The sequence below is a fragment of the Nocardia speluncae NBRC 108251 genome, assembly GCF_001613245.1.
GTDB classification, from domain to species: domain Bacteria; phylum Actinomycetota; class Actinomycetes; order Mycobacteriales; family Mycobacteriaceae; genus Nocardia; species Nocardia speluncae.
Genome location: NZ_BDBZ01000018.1, coordinates 142,748 through 163,377, shown reverse-complemented (window position 1 = coordinate 163,377; position 20,630 = coordinate 142,748). Strand labels below are relative to the sequence as shown.

The window sequence follows — 20,630 nt, the reverse complement described above, 5'->3', positions numbered from 1 at the left end:
TCGCACATGTCGGCCGATGACGTGGCGCGAATATTCGCGATCGAGGACAAAGTCGAGCGACTCAAGGCCGCAACGGAGGGTGTTGCAGCGGCTCAGCAAACGATCAACGAGCTCACTCGAATTCGACGTGCAGTCATCAGGGAGTTGCACGCCGAAGGGTGGACTTTCGCCAGAATAGGTGCCGCCGCGGGTCTTTCCCGCGCCCGGATCCATCAGGTGAGTACCCAGGGCCCGGCGCCGGAGGGATTGTTCTTCGGTCACGGCCCACTCACGCTTCTGGTCCCGGATACGCGTGCGGGCAGGTTGATGGGCGCACCGGACCCGGCAGCCGCGCCGCGGCTCGCCGACCAGCTCAAAGAGCTGGGTTTCGGGGTAACCATCGAACCGTTCGCGCCCGGACGCCCGGTGGATCTCCTGCGCGACGGTCTCATCGTGATCAGCGGCCCGGAACTCTCGCCCAGCCTGCGCCAGCTCATCGCCGGCGATCCGCGGCTACGGCGGGCGGTGGCCCGGCCCGGCGACGGGAGGCGCGGTATCGAAGATCGAGCCGCCCGCCGTATCTACCGGCCGGCCAGCCCGGACCCGCACGATATCGCCTACCTGGCCCGCCTACCACGGCCCGACGGCCGGGGCACGGTCCTGGTGATCGACGGCCTGCACCCGCCCGGTTCGCTCGGCGCGGTCCGGCTGCTGGCCACCCGGTTGGCCACCCTGCACGAGCGGGCGGCCAATCGCCGGTTCTCGGTGCTGATCGGGGTTCGTTACGAACGCGGGACCGGGGAGCCGGTCGACGCGGATCTACTGACACCGGTCTACCTGCACGACCCGGTCGATTCGCGGCTGCGGCCGGCGCGCCAGCGTCGTTGAACCCGGTATCGGCGGTACCGCCCACCCGGTATTCCGGCGGCCATTGAACACTGCACGCGCGGCTTTCGCCGTGCGCGGAGAATTCACGCACAGGCGATAATTCCCGACACGCCCGGAATCGTCGATAGCGACAACGAATATTAGCTAGTCAAAGCTATTGCTACGCTGGCGCTGACGCTGGGGTTACAGGCTCACCGCCCGCATTCTGCCGAATTCGGTGGAATGTTTCGGCGACCGTGAAACAGCCTCGCACCGATAGGTGCACACAGCCCTCGGCGTTGTCCGGCTCCGGCAAGGTAATTCGTGGAGGCGCAGGTGGACGCGTTGATCATCGTGGCGGTGGTTCTGGTCGTCGCCGGGCTGCTCGTCTCGGTGATCCTGTGGTTACGTAATCCGGGCTCGGCGGGCACCGAATACGTCACGGTCGCCGAACTCCAGGCCCGCCTGGAACACGAACAGGACGAGCCGGAAGAAACCGCGGAACCCGCCGGCACCGAGCCTCCCGAGGCAACCGCCACCGATCGGGCGGCCCGGCCCGAGCCGGAAACAACGCCGGCCGCCGGCGCGGGCTCCGAAGCCGGAACACTCCCGGAAACCGAGACCGGCGGTGAGACCGGGCCCCGCAGCGGGACCGAGACCGAGCCCAGCACCGAGACCACCGGCGGTACCACGGAGACCACCGGCAAAAGCACGACTGCAGGCGGGCAAGCAGGTACGGCGGACAGGTCCACACTCGATCAGGACGCAACAGAGCACCTGCCCGATGGCCCGGAGCAGAGCCGGAAGAAGTCCACGGACGATCGGCCTTCATAGGTAAACCATCGACTCCGGCCGCCGCTGGGAAGTTCGCGGATCGGACACCGGTTCGCCGCGGGTGGGCCGGCATCACCGCCGTCCCGCGGTGCGCTGCGCACTTCCATCCGGCGTTCGCGGCTCGCCCGCCGGGTGGCGCGGCGACTCAGGGCAGAACCCGTCCTCGTGGTCCGTGATCCGGAGGCCGGCGGCGTGGTCCGGATACCGGCTACCGAGCGCGGCGACTCACCCGGCTCAGGCGGCGGCCACGTCCGGCCGGATCGTGTTCATGGGTGGCCGGTCGACCAGGTCCACGGTGGTGCTGTGGGCAGTGAACTCGTTGCCGATCAGCGGGAACTGGGTGAGCGCAGCACCCGAATCCGGCACACCGCTGCGAGCCAGTACGGTGCCCAGGATCTGCCGGCTCATCACCCCGAGATCGGCAAGCGGGCGGTTGCGGTGGGTCCGTACTCCCAGGTTGACCTGACCGATGGCCGGTAAGCCCCACCGGTCGTAGGTATCGAGCAGCAGCCCGATCTCTACTCCGTACCCGGGCGCGAACGGTACCGCGGTGAGCAGCTCCCGGGTGCCCGCGTATTCCCCACCGAGTGGTTGCAGGACCGATGTCAGCCCCGGTCTCAGCGCGGCGAGCAGCGGCCGGGCGACGAGTTCGGTGACCCTTCCCCCGCCGTGCGCGTCCAGCTCACCGCCGTGGCGCAGCGGGCGCCGGTAGTAGGCCTTGACCAGATGCAGGTCCGGGGCGGTCAGCAGCGGCCCGAGCAGTTTCGGGACGAAGGCCGGATCCGGGTCTATCAGGTCGGAGTCGACGAAAGCCACCAGATCACCGCTGGTCGCCGCCAGCGAACGCCACAGCACCTCGCCTTTGCCCGGTACGGGTTCGAGTTCGGGCACGGCCTGCTCCCGGCTGACCACTTCGGCACCGGCCGCACGGGCACGTTCCGCGGTCGCGTCCGTCGAACCCGAATCGAGGACCACCAACTCGTCCACGAGGCCACCCAGCAGCGGGCGGATACTGGCCACCACGTCGGCGACCGTGTCCTGCTCGTTCAATGCCGGCAGCACCACCGAAACAGTGCGTCCGGCCTTGGCGGAAACCAGATCGGCCACCGCCCACTCGGGAGTATCCCAGGTATTGGTCGTGGCCCAGCCGGGCTCATGAGGGGAGAGTTTCATACGAGACCTCGCAGAGTTCGTACCGGGGGCCGGACACCCTGGATCGCCGCAATCATGTCGACCACACGCCGGGTCGCGGCGACCTCGTGCACCCGGAAAACGCGGGCACCGGCCGCGGCGGCCCACGCAGTTGCTGCCAATGTGCCCTCCAGCCGTTCGGAAAGTCCGACACCTAATGTCTCTCCGATGAAATCCTTGTTGCTCAGCGCCATCAAGACAGGCCACCCGGTTTTTACAAGAACGTCCGCTGCACGCAACAGTGCGAGCCCGTGATAGGTGTTCTTACCGAAGTCGTGGGTCGGGTCGATGAGCACAGAATCCCTGCGTACACCCGCGGCCAGCGCCGCCTCCGCGGCATGCACGACGGTATCGGTCACTTCCGCCACCACATCGGGGTACCGAACCCGGTGTGGCCGGGTGCGCGGGACCGCACCGCCGGTATGACTGCATACAATTCCGGCTCCGGTCGCCGCGGCCACCGGCACCAGCTCCGGATCTGCCCCGGCCCAGGTGTCGTTGATCAGGTCGGCGCCTTCGGCGACCGCGGCCCGCGCGACCTCCGAACGCCAGGTATCGACGCTGATCAGCAGGTCGGGATATTTCGCGCGGATCGCCGCGACGAACGGCACCACCCGCCGTGATTCCTCCGCGGCGTCCACCGTTTCCCCCGGTCCCGCCTTCACGCCACCGATATCGACGAGATCGGCGCCCTCGCCCACGGCACGGTCCACCGCTGCCAGCGCAGCACTGTCACCGAAGGTGGCGCCCCGGTCGTAGAACGAATCCGGGGTCCGGTTCACAATGGCCATGACCAGCGCACGATCCGTCGCCACCGCCCGGCCGCACAATGTCGGCAACGGACGGACAGGATCGAACATGAGCTGAGCTTATTTGCGTGCCTGCGGCGCGCGGGTTCCGGCCCCCCTTGGTGTTGTCGTCAGATTGCCCGCAGCACCGCGCCCTGGGGTGGCTGGGGCTCCAACGCGGCGAAAGCCTCGGTCAGGTCCGGGGTGACGGTAATGCGGTCGAGCGCTTCCTGCGGGACGAAACCGCGGTCGCGGAGTTCGGTGAGCCAGGTGAACAGGCCGGTGTAGTGGCCGCCGGGGTCGAGGATCGCCATCGGTTTGGTGTGCTGGCCGAGGTGGCCGCCGGTCCAGGCCTCGAAGAATTCCTCGAGCGTGCCGATACCGCCGGGGAGGGTGAGGAACGCGTCGGCGCGGTCCTCCATCACCTGTTTGCGCTGGCGCATGGTGTCGGTGACCACCAGCTCGTCGGAGTCGACATCGGCAACCTCCTGATGCACCAGGTGTTTCGGTATGACACCGATGGTCTCGGCGCCGCCGGCGCGGGCCGCGGTGGCCACCGCGCCCATCATCGACACATGGCCGCCACCGGAGACCAGCTGCCAGCCGCGCCGGGCTATTTCGGTCCCCACCCGGGCCGCGAGAGTGAGTTGGCCGGGGTCGGTGGTACTCGCGGAGCAGTACACGCAGAGTGCGAACGGTCGTGGATTCACTGATTCCCTTCCAGGTAGGCGCGCAGCATCTCGGTGACGGCGGTGATCTGGGCCAGCGGTACGTGCTCGTCCCGCTTATGCGCGAGGTTGGGATCGCCGGGGCCGAAGTTCACCGCCGGTATACCGCGGGCGGCGAACCGGGAGACATCGGTCCAGCCGTATTTGGCGCGGATCCCGGCAGAACCGTGCGCCCGGACCACATCGGCGAGCCCCTTCGCCGCCGGGGCGGTGAGCCCGGGCAACGCCCCAGGCGCCGCATCGGTCACCGTGAACTCCAGTTCCAGGCCGGCGAACACCTCCCGGACGTGTTCGACTGCCTGCTCGACCGTGCGGTCCGGCGCGAACCGGAAGTTCACCTCCACCGCGGCCGCATCGGGCACCACATTGCCGGCCACCCCGCCCTCGATGCGGACCGCCGACAAACCTTCGCGGTAGCGGCAGCCGTCGATATCGACCTCACGCGCCCGGTACTCCGACAACCTGGCCAGGACCGGGGCGAGCCGGTGCACCGCATTGTCACCGAGCCAGGAACGCGCCGAATGCGCCCGCACCCCGGCCGTGCTCAACCGGACCCGCAGTGTGCCCTGACAGCCGGCCTCGATCCAGCCGCCGGAAGGTTCACCCAGAATCGCCAGATCGGCGTCCAGCCACTCCGGTAGTTCGCGTTCGATGGTGTTCAGGCCGTTGAATTCGGCGGCGATCTCCTCACAGTCGTAGAAGATCAACGTCAGGTCGTGTGCGGGTTCGGCGATGGTGGCGGCCAGATGGAGGAATACCGCGTCCCCCGATTTCATATCGACCGAGCCGCAGCCGTAGAACACCTCGGATCCGTTCTCGACGGTGAACCGGCCCGGTACGTTGCCGGCGATCGGCACCGTGTCGAGATGGCCGGCGAGAACCACTCGGGTGGGCAGGCCCCGGTCGGTCCGCGCGAGCACCACGTTGCCGCGGCGCACCACCTCGAAACCGCTGGTCTGCGTGCGCAGCGCTGTTTCGACGGCGTTGGTGATCGCGGTCTCCTCCCGGGACACGCTCGGGATATCGACGAGGGCCGCGGTCAGCGCGACGGGATCGGCGTGCAAGTCGATGGTCACGGATATGAGCGTAGAGGTGCCGCACCATTGCGGGGACGCTGGTAGGTAGGCTGCGGTGTCGTGAGCACTCAGGGAGCAACCGCTATCGGCATCGCCAACGTGACCACCGACGGAACCGTTCTGGATACCTGGTTCCCCGCCCCGCAGCTGGGTGAGTTCACCGAGACCGGTACCGAACGGCCTGCCGAGGCACCTGCCGAACTGGCCGAACTGGTGGGACCCGACCCCGCGCGTGGTGTCGAGGTGGTCGCCGTCCGCACCACTATCGCCGATCTGTCCGCCGCCCCGGTCGACGCGCATGATGTGTACCTGCGCCTGCACCTGCTGTCGCACCGCCTGGTCCGCCCGCATTCGGTGAGCCTGGAGGGACAGTTCGCGCTGCTGGCCAATGTCGTCTGGACCAACCACGGTCCGGCCGCGGTGGATGGTTTCGAAACCACCCGGGCCAAACTGCGCGCCCGCGGTCCGGTCACCGTGTACAGCGTCGACAAGTTCCCGCGCATGGTCGATTACGTGGTCCCTGCCGGGGTCCGTATCGGTGATGCGGACCGGGTCCGGCTGGGTGCCCATCTGGCGGCCGGAACCACCGTCATGCACGAAGGTTTCGTGAACTTCAACGCCGGCACCCTCGGCACCTCCATGGTCGAGGGCCGTATCTCGGCGGGCGTCGTCGTGGGCGACGGCTCCGATATCGGCGGCGGCGCGTCCACCATGGGCACGCTGTCCGGCGGCGGGACCACCATCATCTCGATCGGCGAACGCTCGCTGCTGGGCGCGAACTCGGGTCTGGGTATCCCGCTCGGCGACGACTGCGTGCTGGAGGCGGGGCTCTACCTCACCGCCGGTACCAAGGTCACCACGCCGGACGGCAAGGTGATCAAGGCGGCCGAACTGAGCGGCACGAACAACCTGCTGTTCCGGCGTAATTCGCAAACCGGTGCGGTGGAGGTGGTCCCCCGCTCGGGCACGGGGATAGAGCTGAACGAAGCGTTGCACGCGCACAACTGATAGGCACGTGCGGGCACGGTTGCGGGGTTCGGTGCAATCCGCCGGATGCCGGGCTACGGCCTACCTCGGATTCCGAAGGCGATCACGCGTTGCGGGTGGATGCGGATGAGTTCGCCCGGCTCGGCTCCTATGTAGGTGGCGGTGTCGGTGAGCCGTTGCCCAGTTGTTTTTTCTGCACCTTGCCCATGGCATTTCGCGGCAGGGAGGTGACGAAACGGATCTCCCGAGGCCGTTTGTGCGCCGAGAGTTGGCCGGCGACATGGTCGATCAGTTCCTGTTCTCCGGGTGCGGTATCGCGCGCGACGACGAACGCGACGATCCGCTGGCCGAGATCGGCGTCCGGCAGGCCGACCACCGCCACCTCGGCGACCCCGGGGTGGCCCAGCAGGGTGGTTTCGACCTCGCCCGCGCCGATCCGGTACCCGCCGGATTTGATCAGGTCCACCGATTCGCGGCCGACTATCCGGTGGAAACCGGCCGCGTCGATCGCCGCGACATCGCCGGTGCGGAACCAGCCGTCCTCGGTCCAGCATTCGGCGGTGGCCGCCGGGCGGCCGAAGTATCCGTCGAACAACATCGGACCGCGTACCTGCAGCCCGCCGATGCTCGAACCGTCGTGCGGTACCGGCTCTCCCGCTTCGTCCCGCAATCTGGTCTGTACGCCCTGCACCGGCACCCCGACCCAGCCCGGCCGGCGTTCACCGTCGGCCCGCGCGGAGAGCGTGATCATCGTTTCGCTCATCCCGTAGCGTTCGATCGGCGCCTGGCCGGTGAGCTCGGCGAGCCGCTCGAATACCGGCGCCGGCAGTGGTGCGCTACCGGAGATCAGTAACCGGGCGGCGCTCAACTTTTCCGCGGTATCGGGATCGTCGGCGATCCGGGCCCAGACGGTGGGCACGCCGAAATACATGGTGCCGGCGGCCGCGGCATAGTTCGCGGGCGTCGGTTTGCCCGTGTGCACGAGCGGGCTCCCGACGCGCAGCGGTCCGAGCAGCCCCAGGATCAAGCCGTGCACGTGGAACAACGGCAGGCCGTGCACGAGCACATCGGCGGCAGTCCACGACCAGGCTTCGGCGAGCGCGTCCAGGCCGGCAGCGATCGCGCGGCGGCTCAGCACAACCCCCTTCGGCAGGCCGGTGGTTCCGGAGGTGTAGAGCACGAAAGCGGGTGTGTCGGGGCCGGGCTCGGGGTAGGTGTGCCAGGACCGGGCATGTTGCCGGACCGGGACCACCGGTAGCGCGGTCCCTTCCGGCGCCTCGCCCAGCCACGCCTGCGCCCCGGAATCGGTGAGCATATGGTCGAGTTCGGCGGCACCGGAATCGGGCGGTACCGGGACCACTGTCACTCCGGCGATCAGGCAGCCGACGACGGCGAGCACGGTGGATGCCGTGGGGCGGGCCAGTACCGCGACCCGTTCCGCACGCGCGACCCGTTCCGCCACCGAAGTGGCCGCACCGAGCAGATCACTGCGGGAGAGCGTGATTCCCCCGATCGTGACGGCATCGGGGATATCGGCTCCCGCGGCGACGGCCAGTGGGTCCAGCGATCGGAGCAGACGCGGCGCGAGAGACATGCGCCCCAACCTACTGCCCGGCGCCGGGGCGGCTTCGCGGACCTACCCGGTCGCGAAGTGTGCCGGTGAACGCCTGCGCCGAATACAAATGCGAAAACAGGTCGATTCGAATTCAGGAATCCGTGACCGGTACCCGGAACGAGACCGCGACATGATCGCGCGCGTATTTCCGGACGGCAATATCGTCGTCCAGTGGAATCACCGTCTGCGGAGTCAGCGCGAGCGACAATGCGGTACGCGCGACCATCTCGGCTACCGGCAGTGGATCGTAGGCCGGCAGTTTCCCTTCGGCCTGCAGACGGGTGACGAATTCGGCGAGGTAGTCGCGGCCGAGTTCGATCACCGGGGCACCCTTGGTCGTCAGGTACGGCAATACGATCTCGGGTTCGGTATCGAGCAGGCGGTCCAGCAACCGGTTGCCGCGCAGGCCGTCGAGGAAGGCCACGAACAGTTCGACGATCTGGGCTTCGGCACCCGCATCGCGATCGATCTGTTGTTGCACCGCGGCATCGACACCCTCGATGAACTCTCGGGTCTGCTGCAGCCCCACGGCTTGGATCAGATCGGATTTACTGGAGAAGCGGCGGTACAACGTGGCCAGCGAGAGCCCGCCGCGCCGCGCGACCTCCACCATGCTGGTGCGTTTGATCCCGAAATCGAGAAACGCCTGCAGCGCGGCGGACAATACCGATTGATCTTGATCGCGGCGCGCCGATCGCACCAGTGGCAACAGTTGAGCCAGCGCACCCATCTCGGCACCCTCTCGCGCTCGGTGATGCAATGACACAGTAAGCATCGCACAATTACGATGATGGTTGACGCGACATCGAGTGAATGAGATGGTTATCATATAATCTTCTCATAGGAAAGAGGTCACTGATGACCGCTCCCCAGCCCATGTCACAGAGCGAACCCGAACCCCGGCCGCTCTACGCCCCCGATTTCGACGTCGAAGACCATATCGTCGGAATCACCGCCTTCCTCGGCGGCACCGCGAACGTGATCATGCAGCTGGGTTTGCGACCGGTCGCCTACGGCGTCATGGAGAGCGACGTCAAAAGCGGCAACGTGATGGTGCACCCGTTCAAACGGCTCCGCACCACCCTCACCTACCTGTCGGTCGCGATGCTGGGCACCGAGGAGGAACGCAATGCCTACCGGCTCGCGGTCAACACCTCCCACCGCCATATCCGTACCAAACCCACCAGCCCGGTCAAGTACAACGCGTTCGATCCCAAACTCCAGCTCTGGGTCGCGGCCTGCCTGTACTTCGGCTTCGTCGACCTCCTGGAAAAAGTCCAGGGCCCCATGGACGAAGCCACCGCCGACACCTTCTACGCCCACAGCATCCGGCTCGGCACCACCCTGCAGGTGCGCCCGGAAATGTGGCCGCCGAACCGGGCCGCGTTCTGGGAGTTCTGGGAAGACAACCTCGACAATCTCGACATCGACGACACCACCCGCGCCTACTTCAACGACCTCATCGACCTGAAGATGCTGCCGCTACCGGTTCGGTGGGTATCGGCGAAATTCCACCGGTTCGTCGTCTCCGGCTGCCTGCCCCCGCAGATCCGGCAGGCGATGTACATGGACTGGACCGAGGGCAATCAGCGCTGGTTCGACCGGACGATGAAGGTCATCGGCTTCGGCATGAAACTCCAGCCGCGCTTCCTACGTCAGTTCCCCATGAACTACTACCTGTGGGATATGCGCCGCCGCATGCGCAAGGGCAAACCACTGGTCTGAGTGTGTTTCCGGCGCCGACGTCGGTTGTGCCCGGGAACATTCGTTCCAGGAGCAGCTGAGGGACCCCTACATTCGCGGGCGCCGGCGAATGCCGATGACCGGCCGCCGACACCGAGGCGCTGTGCCCGGCGTCAGGCGCGCGCGGGCGTTGTCAGGGCCCGGAGGAAGAAGCCGAGGTTGGCGGGGCGTTCGGCGAGCCGGCGCATCAGGTAGCCGTACCACTGGTTCCCGTACGGGACGTAGACCCGGACGAACTCGCCCCGGCCGGCGAGCCGCGTCTGCTCGTCGGTGCGGATGCCGTACAACATCTGATACTCCAGCTCTCCGGGACCGCGGCCGGCACGGGCGGCCAGATCGGTGGCGGCGGCGATCAGCGCGGGATCGTGCGAAGCCACGAGCGGCCGGGCCGAACTCTGCATCAGCACGTCCAGGCAGCGCAGATACGCGCTGTCCACATCGGCGCGATGCTGGTGAGCCACAGTGTCAGGCTCCTGATAAGCGCCCTTGCACAGGCGCACCCGCGCACCGGCGGCCGCGAGATCACGGCAGTCGTCCACACTGCGGTACAGGTATGCCTGGATCACCGTGCCCAGCCAGGCGAAATCCGGACGTACCCGCCGGATCGCGGCGAGTGTGGACGCCGTGGTCGTATGGTCCTCGGCGTCGACAGTGACCCAGACCCCTGCCTCTGCGGCCTTGGTGCAGAGCACGCGCAGGTTCTCGGTGGCGATCGCCGGGCCGTCCGGCCCCAGCCACTGGCCGAGCGCGGAGAGTTTCACCGAAACCTCGAGCGGTGCCGCCCCGGCCGGGACCGCGGCGGTATCCAGTGCGGCGAGGTCGTTGATCAGCGCCAGATACTCGGCGACCGCGGCATCGGCCTGCGCCCGATCGGTGGTGTACTCACCGAGGAAGTCCACGCTCACCGCCCGCCCGCTCGCCAGCAGTTCCCGAGCCGCGGCGACCAGCTCGGACCGTGTCTCCCCCGGCACGAAACGCCGGACGAGGGGGGCGGTCACCGGGCTCGTGGTCAGCGTCCGCTTCACCCGCTCCGACCCAGCGGCCGCGAGTATCGCCGGGCGCAACGGATTCACCGGACCTCCTGCCCGTCCCGGAGCACGGCGGCAGCGGGAACCCGCCTGCTCATTCCCGCTCCATATGTGGATACCGGTGATCGGTGTGCGGGACGAAGGTTTCCTTGATCGCTCGCGGCGCCACCCAGCGCAGCAGATTCAGCGGGGATCCGGCTTTGTCGTCGGTACCCGAGGCCCGGGCGCCACCGAACGGCTGCTGGCCCACCACGGCGCCGGTGGGTTTGTCGTTGACATAGAAATTGCCGGCCGCGAACCGCAACCGTGTGGACGCCTCTTCGACCGCATGCCGGTCCTGTGCGAATACGGCGCCCGTCAACGCATACGGGGCCGCCGATTCCACTTCTGCCAGAACGCTGTCCCAGGCGCCGGGCGCGCCGTCGTCGTACACGAACACCGACAGGATCGGGCCGAAGTACTCGGTGGCGAACGATTCGTCGCGGGGATCCTCCGCCAGCAGGACGGTCGGACGGACGAACCAGCCCTCACTGTCGTCGTAGGTGCCGCCCACTGGAATCGCCACATTCGCCGAACGGGCCCGCTCGATCGCCCGCACACTCTTGTCGTAGGCGCGCCGATCGATCAGGGCACCGCCGAAATTCGACAGGTCTGCCACATCGCCGTAACTCAGCGAATCGGCGACTCCCAGAAAATCGTCGCCCATGTCCCGCCACAGCGACCGCGGCAGATAGGCGCGCGACGCGGCCGAACATTTCTGGCCCTGATACTCGTACGCCCCGCGGATCAGAGCCGTGCGCAAGGCGACCGGGTCCGCGGAGGGGTGCGCGACAATGAAATCCTTACCGCCGGTCTCCCCGACCAGTCGCGGATAGCCACGGTATCGGCCGAGATCGGCACCGACCTGACTCCACAGTGACCGGAACGTAGTCGCCGAGCCGGTGAAATGGATACCGCCCAGCCGCGGATCGGTGAGCGCCACCTCCGAAAGTTCGATACCGTCGCCGGTCACCATATTGATCACACCGGGCGGCAACCCCGCGGCCTCCAGCAGTTTCATCGTGTAATAGGCCGCCAGTGTCTGGGTGGGCGCCGGTTTCCACACGACGGTATTGCCCATCAGCGCCGGCGCGGTGGGGAGGTTTCCGGCGATGGCCGAGAAATTGAACGGAGTGATCGCATAGACGAAACCCTCCAGCGGCCGATAGTCGAGTCTGTTCCACACTCCCGGACTCGACTGCGGCTGCTGCGCCAGAATGCCGCGTGCGAACGACACATTGAAACGCCAGAAATCGACCAATTCGCACGGCGCATCGATTTCGGCCTGCGCCGCCGATTTCGACTGCCCGAGCATGGTCGCCGCGGCCACGGTCTCCCGCCACGGGCCGGACAACAGGTCCGCGGCCCGCAGCAGCACCGCGGCGCGTTCGTCGAACGGCAGTGCACGCCACGCCGGGGCGGCCGCGGTCGCCGCCTCGATCGCCGCGGCGGCTTCGTCATGAGTGGTATTCGTATAGGTCCCGAGCACCTGCCGGTGCCGATGCGGTGCGACGATCTCGCGGCGCTCACCGATCCCGGGACGGTGCTTACCGTCGATGACCAGCGGAATGTCGAGGGTGGTGCCCGAGATATCGGCCAGCTTGCCGAGCAGGCGTGCCCGCTCGGGGCTGCCCGGCGCGAAAGTGTGCACCGGTTCGTTCACGGGGGTCGGGACAACTGTGACAGCGTCCATATGCCCAGGCTAGCGCGCCGGAGCCGGCCTGACGCTCACAAACGACCGGCGGCGGCAGCGATTCTTTCGTCGGTGGCGGTCAGGGCGATACGCACGTGCCGGGCGCCGGCGGGGCCGTAGAAATCGCCGGGGGCGGCGAGAATACCGCGGCCCGCCAGCCAGGCCAGGGTGTCGCGGCAAGGTTCGTCGCGGGTGGACCACAGGTACAGGCCGGCTTCGGAGTGGTCGATCCGGAAACCTGCGCCCAGCAACGCGGAGCGCAGGACTTCGCGGCGCGCGCGATAGCGCTCCCGCTGGACCGATTCGTGCTCGTCGTCGGCCAGCGCCGCCGACATCGCCGCCTGGATCGGGAACGGCACCATCATGCCGGAGTGTTTACGGACCTCCAGCAGTTCGGCCACGAGCTCCGGGTCACCGGTGACGAAACCTGCCCGGTAACTGGCCAGATTCGATGTCTTCGACAGCGAATGCACCGCCAGCAGGCCGGTGTGGTCGCCATCGCACACCCGCGGATCGAGGATCGACACCGCCGGTTCATCCCAGGCCAGGCCCAGATAACACTCGTCGGAGGCCACGATCACACCGCGTTCGCGCGCGAAAGACACCACCTTGCGAAGGTGTTCCACACCCAGCACTTTGCCGGTCGGGTTGGATGGGGAATTCAGGTAGATCAGCGCGGGCTTCTCCGGCCCCAGCCGGGTGAGCCCGTCGGCACGCAGAATCCGGGTACCGGCGAGCAGACCACCCACCTCGTAGGTCGGGTACGCAACCTCGGGTATCACCACCAGGTCCGCGGCACCGAGCCCCAGCAGCCGCGGCAGACCCGCGATCAGCTCCTTGGTCCCGATAACCGGCAGCACGGCCGCCTCGGCCACACCCGTGATCCCGAACCGCCGGGCCAAGGCTGCCACGGCCTGCGCACGCAATTCGGGTGTGCCGTGGGTCGTCGGATAACCCGGCACCTCGGCGACCGAACTCAAGGCCGCCCGGATCAGCGGATCCACCGGATCCACCGGGGTACCGACCGACAGGTCGACCAGCCCGCCGGGATGCGCCGCCGCCTTCGCCTTCACCTCGGCGAGGGTGTCCCACGGGAAATCGGGCAGCGTCGCGCTCACCCGCCGACGATGCGTTACCTCAGTGCCCATCTACCGAACGCTCTCAACCCTCGGTCATCGGCGGCAGTGCCTTGATGAACGGGGGATCGAAATCGACCTTGCCCAGCTTGGTCGCGCCGCCGGGCGAACCGAGTTCGTCGAAGAAATCGACATTCGCGTTCACGTAGCCGCTCCACTGATCGGGGGTGTCGTCCTCGTAGAAGATCGCCTCCACCGGGCAGACCGGTTCACACGCACCACAGTCAACGCATTCGTCGGGATGGATGTAGAGCATCCGGCCGCCCTCGTAGATGCAATCCACGGGGCATTCTTCGATGCACGCCTTGTCCAACACGTCAACGCACGGTTCGGCGATGATGTAGGTCACTCCCGCTCTCCTAGTCTTTCTTCTTCTCCGGGTAACTGCGCCCGCGCACAAGTATTCCTGGCGCCCCAAACGCTACCCCCGGTGAGCCTGTCCTAATATTCTGTCACGCGGTTCAGGGTCGATTGCCCTGTTATCGGGGTGGAACAAAGTCGAAAGTAGGGGCCGGAGGGCAGTTCGAGGCCGGCCGGCCTCCGCCGACTGCCCTCCGCCGACTACCCTCCTCAGACCAGTTCGAGGCCGGGGACCGGGCCGCGGCTCGGAGGGACCCCGTAGGTGGTGGTGCGTTCGCGGACCGGGCGGCCGATACCTTCGGCTATGTCGGTCAGTTCGGCCACCGTTTTCGCCGAACCGTGCTGGGAGCCGGCCATCCGGGAGATGGTTTCCTCCATCAAGGTGCCGCCGAGGTCGTTGGCGCCGCTGCGCAGCATCACCCGGGTTCCGGTGGTGCCGAGCTTCACCCAGCTGGTCTGGATGTTGTGGATCCGCCCGTGCAGCATGATCCGGGCCAGGGCGTGCGCGGCGCGGTTGTCGCGGTTGGTGGGCCCTGGGCGGGAGGCGCCGGCGAGGTAGAGCGGGGCGCTCTGATGCACGAACGGCAGCAGCACGAATTCGGTGAAACCGCCGGTTTCGTCCTGGATACCGCGCAGTACGCGCAGATGCCCCACCCAGTGGCTCGGATTGTCGACATGCCCGTACATCATGGTCGAACTCGACCGGATTCCGACCTGATGCGCGGTGGTGACGACGTCGATCCAGGCCGACGCCGGCAGCTTGCCCTTGGTGAGCACCCAGCGGACCTCGTCGTCGAGGATTTCGGCGGCCGTACCGGGAATAGTGCCGAGCCCGGCTTCCCGCAATGCCGTCAGCCAATCGCGGATGCTTTCACCGCCGCGGGAGGCACCGTTGACGATTTCCATCGGACTGAACGCGTGTACATGCATCGACGGCACGCGGGCCTTCACCGCCCGCACCAGATCCGCGTACCCGGTGACCGGCAGGTCGGGGTCGATACCGCCCTGCATACAGACCTCGGTCGCGCCGTCCACATGCGCCTCCCAGGCCCGGTCGGCGACCTCGTCGGTGCTGAGGGTGAACGCGTCGGCGTCGCCTTTGCGCTGCGCGAACGCACAGAACCGGCAACCGGTGTAGCAGATATTGGTGAAGTTGATATTCCGGTTCACCACATAGGTCACATCGTCGCCGCAGACATCGCGGCGCAACTGATCCGCCAGACCGGCGACGGCTTCGAGGTCGGGCCCGTCCGCGGTCGCCAACGCCAGGTATTGGGCATCGGTGAGGCCGGCCGGATCCTTCTCGGCGGCACGCAGCGCATCCAGGACATCGGCATCCAGCCGCTGTGGCACGGCGGCGAGATCACGGGCCTGTTCGCGGATGGTGTCCCAATCGCCGAACGCGTTGTCGATATCGCTGCGGGTATCGGTATTGCGACCGGCGGTGTCGATGGCGGTGTTCAGGTCCGTCCGGCCCACGGACTCCCAGGATTCGTCGGGTTCCTGCCAGGGCAGCCCGGCCGGTAGCGCACCGGCCTTCGCCAGCCCGGTCTCCGGATCGGTGAGCGCGGCGACGTGGACGCCGATCCGCGGGTCGATCCAGGGGTTACCGGCGCGGACATACTTCGGATGCGCGGAAGTACGTTCCACCAGCTCGAATCCGGCGCTCGCAGTGAGCTCGGCCAGCGTATCGAGGTTGGGCCACGGCCGTTCCGGGTTGACGTGATCGGGCGTGACAGGCGAGACGCCGCCCCAATCATCGATTCCGGCCGCGAGCAGTGCCCGGCATTCTGCACCGGATACCAGGTTCGGTGGCGCCTGCACCGCGACATCCGGGCCGAGCAGCAGCCGCGTCACCGCGATGGTGGCCAGGAATTCGGACATATCGGCGTCGGGGGCGTGCCGCATGGCGGTATCGTCCTTGGCCCGGAAGTTCTGCACGATGACTTCCTGGATATGGCCGAAAGCCTTGTGCTGTTTGCGGATCGCCAGGATCGTATCCGCCCGCTCGGCCATGGTTTCCCCGATACCCACCAGGATTCCGGTGGTGTAGGGCACAGAGAGCCGGCCGGCGTCGGTGATCGCGCGCAACCGTACCGCCGGGTCCTTGTCGGGGCTGCCGTAATGGCAGTTGCCCTTCTCGGTGAACAGCCGGGTCGCGGTGGTCTCCAGCATCATCCCCATCGACTGGGCGACCGGCTTCAAACGGGAGATCTCTTCCCAGGACATCACCCCGGGATTCAGATGCGGCAGCAGACCGGTCTCCTCGAGCACCAGGATGGAAACCGCGCGCAGATAGTCCAGCGTGGAATCGTAACCGCGTTCGTCGAGCCACTGCGCGGCCTCGGGCCAGCGCGCCTCGGGGCGGTCCCCCAAGGTGAACAACGCTTCCTTACAACCCAGTTCGGCGCCGCGCCGGGCGATCTCGAGCACCTCGTCGGGTTCGAGGAACATCCCGCGCCCCTGTGCGCGCAATTTGCCGGGCACGGTGACGAATGTGCAGTAGTGACAGGTGTCCCGGCACAGGTGGGTGAGCGGGATGAAGACATTGCGCGAGTAGCTGATGGTGGCCGGTCGCCCGGCCGATTCGAGACCGGCGTCGCGCACCCGGGCGGCGCTGTGGCAGAGATCTGCCAGATCGTCGTCGCGGGCGTGCAGCAGCACGGTGGCTTCGTCGGCGTTCAACGTGACCCCGTCGCGGGCCCGGCGCAGCGCCCGTCGCATCGCGGACGGCGTGGGCACGGGGGTCGGGACGGTCGGTTCGGGTAGTTCGGTCACGCCCTCGATCATGCGGTACACATCCGGAACTGTCTCCTCCCAGGTCGTCGAGCGTTCACAACCTCGCTGTATCGCGGGCTATTCCGTGCAGGTCGCAGCCGTACGCGGGGACCGCCGGGCCGCCGTTCGATCTTGTCCGACCCGAAACACCGAACAAGCGTGCGACCATGAATACATGTCGCCGGACAGCCCGCCCAGGTCCACCGATCCGCTACTCGATCCCGCTCGGCGGCCCAGTCCCCGCGCGAAGACGTTGTGGACGGTGGAAATCGCCCTGACCTGGCTGGTCCTTATCGCCGCGCTGGTGGCCTGGGCTGTTGTCGATCCGGATCGCCGCTCCTGGCACGTAGCCGTAGCGGTGGTCGTGGTTCCCGTGGCCGTGCTGGCGACGATCGTAGTGCCCCGATGGCGGTTTCGGGTGCACCGCTGGGAGGTGACCGACGAGGCGGTGTACAGCCGGGTGGGCTGGTTGTCCCTGGAGAGCCGGGTCGCGCCGATTTCCCGGGTGCAGACCGTGGATACCGAACGCGGCCCGCTGGAGCGGCTGCTCGGGCTCTCGACGATCACCGTCACCACGGCTTCCTCGGCGGGCGCTGTCCGGATCGGGTTGCTCGACCGGGCGCTCGCCGAGAAGACGGTGGCGCAATTGACCGAGATCGCGGCCCGGCACCGTGGGGACGCGACATGAGCGACGCGGCCGAGGATCGGCCGACAGCCGCCCCCGATACCGGCGCGCCGCCGGGGGTGACCACCGGCGAAGGACCATGGTTGCGTCTCGACCGCCGCATGCTGCTGGTGCATCCGGTGCAAGCGATCATGAAGTTCTTTCCGGCGGTGATCGGCGGCGCGCTGCTCGGTATCGGCTCGGGGAATCCGCTGTGGGGTCTGCTGGCGCCGATCATCGTCGTGCCGTACGGTCTCGCGCTCTGGTTCACCACCACCTACCGGATGAGTCCCACCCACGTCGAACTCCGCACCGGCGTGATCCAGCGGAAACGATTATCGGTGCCGCGGGCCAGGATACGTTCGGTCGATATCGAGGCCGACCCGCTCCACCGGATCCTGGGCCTGGCCGCGGTGGTGCTCGGTACCGGACAGGAAGCCGGAGCCGACGATCGGTTCACTCTCGATGCGCTGGCCGCCGATCAGGTGCGCCCGCTGCGTACCGAACTGCTCGCGCACACACGGCGGCCCCATATCTCTGCCGACGGCCCCGGAGCATCCGCACTCGACCCGAAACCCACCGGCGCGGATAGTGGCCACACGCGCGCGGTGACGGGTGACGGTATCGATTCCGCGGCGGACCGCGGAACCGATACCGCAGTGGGTCGCGAAATCGGGCATTGGCGGGCGGAGTGGGTGCGCTACGCGCCGCTGTCGCTGACCGGGTTCGCCCTCGCCGCTTCCGCCATCGGTATCGCCGCCCAGTTCGGCTTGGGTTCCACCGAAATCCGGGTCGACAGGGAGACCGTGGATACGGTGCGCGGTGTCGGCGTCGCGGCACTGATCATCCTCGGCGTGCTGTTCCTGGCCGTCCTCGTGGTGGTGGTCAGCGTGGCGGCCTGTGCGCACTATCTGATCACGTATTTCGGGCTGCGGGTCACCGATTACGGCAGCACACTGCAGGTCCGGCGCGGCCTGTTCACGCTTCGGCAGATCACCCTCGATACGGCCCGGTTGCGCGGTGCCACGATCATCGAACCGCTGTTGTTGCGTTCGGCCGGCGCCGCCCAGCTCGAAGCGATCATGACCGGCGAGAACCCCAGACAGAAAATTCTGCCGCAGTCGCCCCGGCCGGCTGTCGAACGCACCCTCGCCGACCTGCTCCGCCCCCGGCGTGATCAGCACGACCCGGATCCCGCCGCGCTACAGCATCTTCAGGCGCCCGCCCGGGTCCGGCTCACCCAGCACGGGCCGGCGGCCCGCCGCCGCCGCCATATCCGGGCGGGCTGGCCCGCGCCCCTGCTCCTGGTGGCACTGGCAATTCCCACGGCTGCCGGCTGGCAGGTCGCGGCGTGGTGGTGGCTGATCCCGGTTGCACTGATCCCGATCGGCGCGCTGCTCGCCGAAGACCGTTACCGCGGCCTCGGCCACGCGGTCCTCCCCGCGGAATCCGGCGCACCCACCTGGCTGGTGGTCCGATCCGGCTCCCTCGACCGAGAACGCTCCTGCCTGGAAGCTCCCGGGATCATCGGCTGGACGGTCCGGCAGACCTTCTGGCAGCGCCGCGCCGGCTTGGCCACCCTCTCGGCAGCCACCGCCGCCGGTAAAAAGGTCTATTCGATCCCGGACATCCCCCTCGACCAGGTCCGCCCCCTGATCGAGAAGGTCACCCCGGATCTCTGACCCACCTCGCGGCGCCGCAAATAACACAGCTCAGGTTTGGCAGTGGCAGGTCGGGGCGACCCGGAGGTCGGGTTCGTCCGCGACCACCCGCAGCCCGGGTCGTTCGTCCGGGCTCGAATGGTTGCCCATCCACGACAGCAGTGACCAGCGCGACAGTCCGGACAGCGCCGAACCGAGGCTCAGGAACGACCCGCTGGAGATGAGCGATCCGAAGGATCCGATCGAACCGATCGACAGTACCGATCCGGCACTGCCGATGGACAGGATGGAATACGCCGATCCGATCGACAGGATCGACCCCTCGGATCTGATGGAAAGGATCGACCGCGGCGCGCGCCGACTCCGGATCGACCTGTGCGAATGCTCGACAGTCGCCATATTCCCGGTCTACCACAGTCGGGCCTGTATTTCCGGCGCACGAATGCGCCGGAAATACAGCGGGTTCACGTTTCAGCCGACGGTGAAGAAGCCCAGGGTCGGGGCGAACGAGCAGGTACGCGCCTCGGTTTCGGTGGCTTGGGTGGTGAGCCCGCCGCCGATGACCGCGACTACGCGCCCGGTGCCGGTGTTCGCGATCGCCGAAAGCGTCGCGGGACCGTCGGGGTTGATCTTCGCTTCGTCGGTGAGTACCTCGGTGCCGACGGCGCCGGTATCGATATTGCGCCACTGCACCGTCATCGGCTGCGGCTGTTCGGCCGTGGGGTGTTCGGTGCCGAGCGCGGTGAACACGAATCCCGTCTGGCCGGCGGCCGGGCCGGGCGGCGGCAGCTGTGCCGGGCCGGGAACCGCGAGGGCCGTGCCGACGGAATCACCGGACGGGGCGATGCAGCCCTTACCGATCGTCGGGTAGAGGAACTGGGCGATCACCGGGCCGGATTCCGGGATATCGGGGCCGCCGCCACCGCTTCCGTCCAGGAAGGTGATGACCCGATCGAGGGTCGATTTGATCTGCGGGGGCAGATTCACCGTGTCCAGCAGGGCACGGGCCTGGGCCAGGATCGCGGCCTGGGGGCTACCCGGTGCGGCGATGTCCTGCGCGATGGGCGCCGCCGGTGGGTTGACGATGACCGGGGCCAGCGCGGCGAGAACGTCGACCGGGACCCCTTCGGGGACCATCGGGACGCTGTTCACCGACGCCTCGGTGGCCGGGGCCGCGACGGCCGTCGCGGGCGCCACGAGGGAGGCGCCGGCCGCAATGGCGAGCGCGGACATTGCGATCCGCGATCCTCGGGTGCGAAGCACTGGTCTAGCCGTCCTTACCTCGGGTACATCTGGGCGACGCTGAAAAGCCGTCGTTTCGGGGTCACTCTAAGGACACTGGCGCGCGTTGTACAGCACCGGGGTAGCGATTGCGACCCCTATTTCACTGTGATACCAGACAGTAGCGGGCAACCATTGTGACATGTGTGAAATTTGAGTCGAATGTGTATGTGTGTCGCGCG

The 20,630-nt window shown here is 67.5% G+C and carries 19 protein-coding genes; 6 read left to right on the top strand and 13 right to left on the bottom strand.

Features of this window, described 5'->3' with window-relative positions:
- Window positions 1-6 precede the first annotated feature (6 nt).
- Window positions 7-867: a hypothetical protein gene (locus NS6_RS18010; protein WP_068043323.1), complete on the top strand. Its 861-nt coding sequence runs from the start codon at window positions 7-9 to the stop codon at window positions 865-867.
- Window positions 868-1,170: 303 nt separating this feature from the next.
- On the top strand, window positions 1,171-1,680 hold the full coding sequence (locus NS6_RS18005) for a hypothetical protein (RefSeq protein WP_068043321.1): 510 nt from the start codon (window positions 1,171-1,173) through the stop codon (window positions 1,678-1,680).
- 234 nt (window positions 1,681-1,914) lie between these two features.
- On the opposite strand, the gene NS6_RS18000 is transcribed toward NS6_RS18005, so the two are convergent.
- From NS6_RS18000 to dapE, 4 genes are read right to left on the bottom strand one after another with little or no spacing between them, the layout of a single operon-like run.
- Window positions 1,915-2,853, bottom strand: a complete 939-nt coding sequence (locus NS6_RS18000) for a glucosyl-3-phosphoglycerate synthase (RefSeq protein WP_068043319.1) — start codon at window positions 2,851-2,853, stop codon at window positions 1,915-1,917.
- Window positions 2,850-3,731 (bottom strand): dihydropteroate synthase, encoded by an 882-nt coding sequence (gene folP, locus NS6_RS17995; RefSeq protein ID WP_068043317.1) that lies wholly within the window; start codon window positions 3,729-3,731, stop codon window positions 2,850-2,852. The genes NS6_RS18000 and folP overlap by 4 nt, the downstream gene beginning before the upstream one ends.
- A 59-nt stretch (window positions 3,732-3,790) precedes the next feature.
- Window positions 3,791-4,369 (bottom strand): LOG family protein, encoded by a 579-nt coding sequence (locus NS6_RS17990; RefSeq protein ID WP_068043315.1) that lies wholly within the window; start codon window positions 4,367-4,369, stop codon window positions 3,791-3,793.
- Entirely contained in the window at window positions 4,366-5,463 is a 1,098-nt protein-coding gene (gene dapE / locus NS6_RS17985; protein ID WP_068043314.1) for a succinyl-diaminopimelate desuccinylase, read from the bottom strand. Before dapE ends, NS6_RS17990 begins: the two co-directional genes overlap by 4 nt.
- A 60-nt stretch (window positions 5,464-5,523) precedes the next feature.
- Here dapE and dapD point away from each other — a divergent pair, with 60 nt between their 5' ends.
- Complete coding sequence (gene dapD / locus NS6_RS17980; protein WP_068043313.1) at window positions 5,524-6,471, top strand: 2,3,4,5-tetrahydropyridine-2,6-dicarboxylate N-succinyltransferase; 948 nt, start codon at window positions 5,524-5,526, stop codon at window positions 6,469-6,471.
- Window positions 6,472-6,598: 127 nt separating this feature from the next.
- Here the strand turns inward: dapD and NS6_RS17975 are convergent, their stop codons facing one another.
- Entirely contained in the window at window positions 6,599-8,044 is a 1,446-nt protein-coding gene (locus tag NS6_RS17975; protein WP_068043312.1) for an acyl-CoA synthetase, read from the bottom strand.
- A 112-nt stretch (window positions 8,045-8,156) separates the two neighbouring features.
- Window positions 8,157-8,795 carry a TetR/AcrR family transcriptional regulator gene (locus tag NS6_RS17970; RefSeq protein ID WP_068043311.1) on the bottom strand — a complete coding sequence of 213 codons (639 nt, stop codon included), beginning with the start codon at window positions 8,793-8,795 and terminating at the stop codon, window positions 8,157-8,159.
- A 128-nt stretch (window positions 8,796-8,923) separates the two neighbouring features.
- On the opposite strand from NS6_RS17970, the gene NS6_RS17965 reads away from it, so the two are divergent.
- Window positions 8,924-9,790: an oxygenase MpaB family protein gene (locus NS6_RS17965; RefSeq protein WP_068043310.1), complete on the top strand. Its 867-nt coding sequence runs from the start codon at window positions 8,924-8,926 to the stop codon at window positions 9,788-9,790.
- Between the two features lie 131 nt (window positions 9,791-9,921).
- Here the strand turns inward: NS6_RS17965 and NS6_RS17960 are convergent, their stop codons facing one another.
- The 5 genes from NS6_RS17960 to NS6_RS17940 all read right to left on the bottom strand — a co-directional run bounded on the left by NS6_RS17960 (window position 9,922) and on the right by NS6_RS17940 (window position 16,854).
- Window positions 9,922-10,881 (bottom strand): proline dehydrogenase family protein, encoded by a 960-nt coding sequence (locus NS6_RS17960; RefSeq protein ID WP_068043308.1) that lies wholly within the window; start codon window positions 10,879-10,881, stop codon window positions 9,922-9,924.
- A gap of 49 nt (window positions 10,882-10,930) precedes the next feature.
- Window positions 10,931-12,568: an L-glutamate gamma-semialdehyde dehydrogenase gene (pruA, locus tag NS6_RS17955; protein ID WP_068043306.1), complete on the bottom strand. Its 1,638-nt coding sequence runs from the start codon at window positions 12,566-12,568 to the stop codon at window positions 10,931-10,933.
- Between the two features lie 35 nt (window positions 12,569-12,603).
- A complete protein-coding gene (dapC, locus tag NS6_RS17950; protein ID WP_068043305.1) occupies window positions 12,604-13,716 on the bottom strand; it encodes a succinyldiaminopimelate transaminase in 1,113 nt (370 codons plus the stop codon).
- A gap of 13 nt (window positions 13,717-13,729) precedes the next feature.
- Entirely contained in the window at window positions 13,730-14,053 is a 324-nt protein-coding gene (gene fdxA, locus NS6_RS17945; protein ID WP_068043303.1) for a ferredoxin, read from the bottom strand.
- A 221-nt stretch (window positions 14,054-14,274) separates the two neighbouring features.
- A complete protein-coding gene (locus NS6_RS17940; RefSeq protein ID WP_068043428.1) occupies window positions 14,275-16,854 on the bottom strand; it encodes a bifunctional FO biosynthesis protein CofGH in 2,580 nt (859 codons plus the stop codon).
- A gap of 163 nt (window positions 16,855-17,017) precedes the next feature.
- On the opposite strand from NS6_RS17940, the gene NS6_RS17935 reads away from it, so the two are divergent.
- On the top strand, window positions 17,018-17,530 hold the full coding sequence (locus NS6_RS17935) for a PH domain-containing protein (protein ID WP_068043301.1): 513 nt from the start codon (window positions 17,018-17,020) through the stop codon (window positions 17,528-17,530).
- A complete protein-coding gene (locus NS6_RS17930) occupies window positions 17,527-19,188 on the top strand; it encodes a PH domain-containing protein (RefSeq protein ID WP_084471164.1) in 1,662 nt (553 codons plus the stop codon). The genes NS6_RS17935 and NS6_RS17930 overlap by 4 nt, the downstream gene beginning before the upstream one ends.
- Before the next feature lie 30 nt (window positions 19,189-19,218).
- Here the strand turns inward: NS6_RS17930 and NS6_RS17925 are convergent, their stop codons facing one another.
- Together NS6_RS17925 and NS6_RS17920 are read right to left on the bottom strand one after the other, a co-directional pair.
- A complete protein-coding gene (locus NS6_RS17925) occupies window positions 19,219-19,566 on the bottom strand; it encodes a hypothetical protein (RefSeq protein WP_068043299.1) in 348 nt (115 codons plus the stop codon).
- A 72-nt stretch (window positions 19,567-19,638) separates the two neighbouring features.
- Window positions 19,639-20,400: an Rv1157c family protein gene (locus tag NS6_RS17920; protein WP_068043297.1), complete on the bottom strand. Its 762-nt coding sequence runs from the start codon at window positions 20,398-20,400 to the stop codon at window positions 19,639-19,641.
- Window positions 20,401-20,630: the final 230 nt, after the last annotated feature.

Coding starts and splice junctions, on each gene's coding strand:
- NS6_RS17935 (WP_068043301.1), top strand. CDS start 17,018: ATGTCGCCGGACAGCCCGCCCAGGTCCACCGATCCGCTACTCGATCCC.
- pruA (WP_068043306.1), bottom strand. CDS start 12,568: ATGGACGCTGTCACAGTTGTCCCGACCCCCGTGAACGAACCGGTGCAC.
- NS6_RS17940 (WP_068043428.1), bottom strand. CDS start 16,854: ATGATCGAGGGCGTGACCGAACTACCCGAACCGACCGTCCCGACCCCC.
- NS6_RS17930 (WP_084471164.1), top strand. CDS start 17,527: ATGAGCGACGCGGCCGAGGATCGGCCGACAGCCGCCCCCGATACCGGC.
- folP (WP_068043317.1), bottom strand. CDS start 3,731: ATGTTCGATCCTGTCCGTCCGTTGCCGACATTGTGCGGCCGGGCGGTG.
- dapC (WP_068043305.1), bottom strand. CDS start 13,716: ATGGGCACTGAGGTAACGCATCGTCGGCGGGTGAGCGCGACGCTGCCC.
- NS6_RS17970 (WP_068043311.1), bottom strand. CDS start 8,795: ATGGGTGCGCTGGCTCAACTGTTGCCACTGGTGCGATCGGCGCGCCGC.
- NS6_RS18010 (WP_068043323.1), top strand. CDS start 7: ATGTCGGCCGATGACGTGGCGCGAATATTCGCGATCGAGGACAAAGTC.
- NS6_RS17965 (WP_068043310.1), top strand. CDS start 8,924: ATGACCGCTCCCCAGCCCATGTCACAGAGCGAACCCGAACCCCGGCCG.
- NS6_RS17925 (WP_068043299.1), bottom strand. CDS start 19,566: ATGGCGACTGTCGAGCATTCGCACAGGTCGATCCGGAGTCGGCGCGCG.
- NS6_RS17975 (WP_068043312.1), bottom strand. CDS start 8,044: ATGTCTCTCGCGCCGCGTCTGCTCCGATCGCTGGACCCACTGGCCGTC.
- NS6_RS17920 (WP_068043297.1), bottom strand. CDS start 20,400: ATGTCCGCGCTCGCCATTGCGGCCGGCGCCTCCCTCGTGGCGCCCGCG.
- NS6_RS18000 (WP_068043319.1), bottom strand. CDS start 2,853: ATGAAACTCTCCCCTCATGAGCCCGGCTGGGCCACGACCAATACCTGG.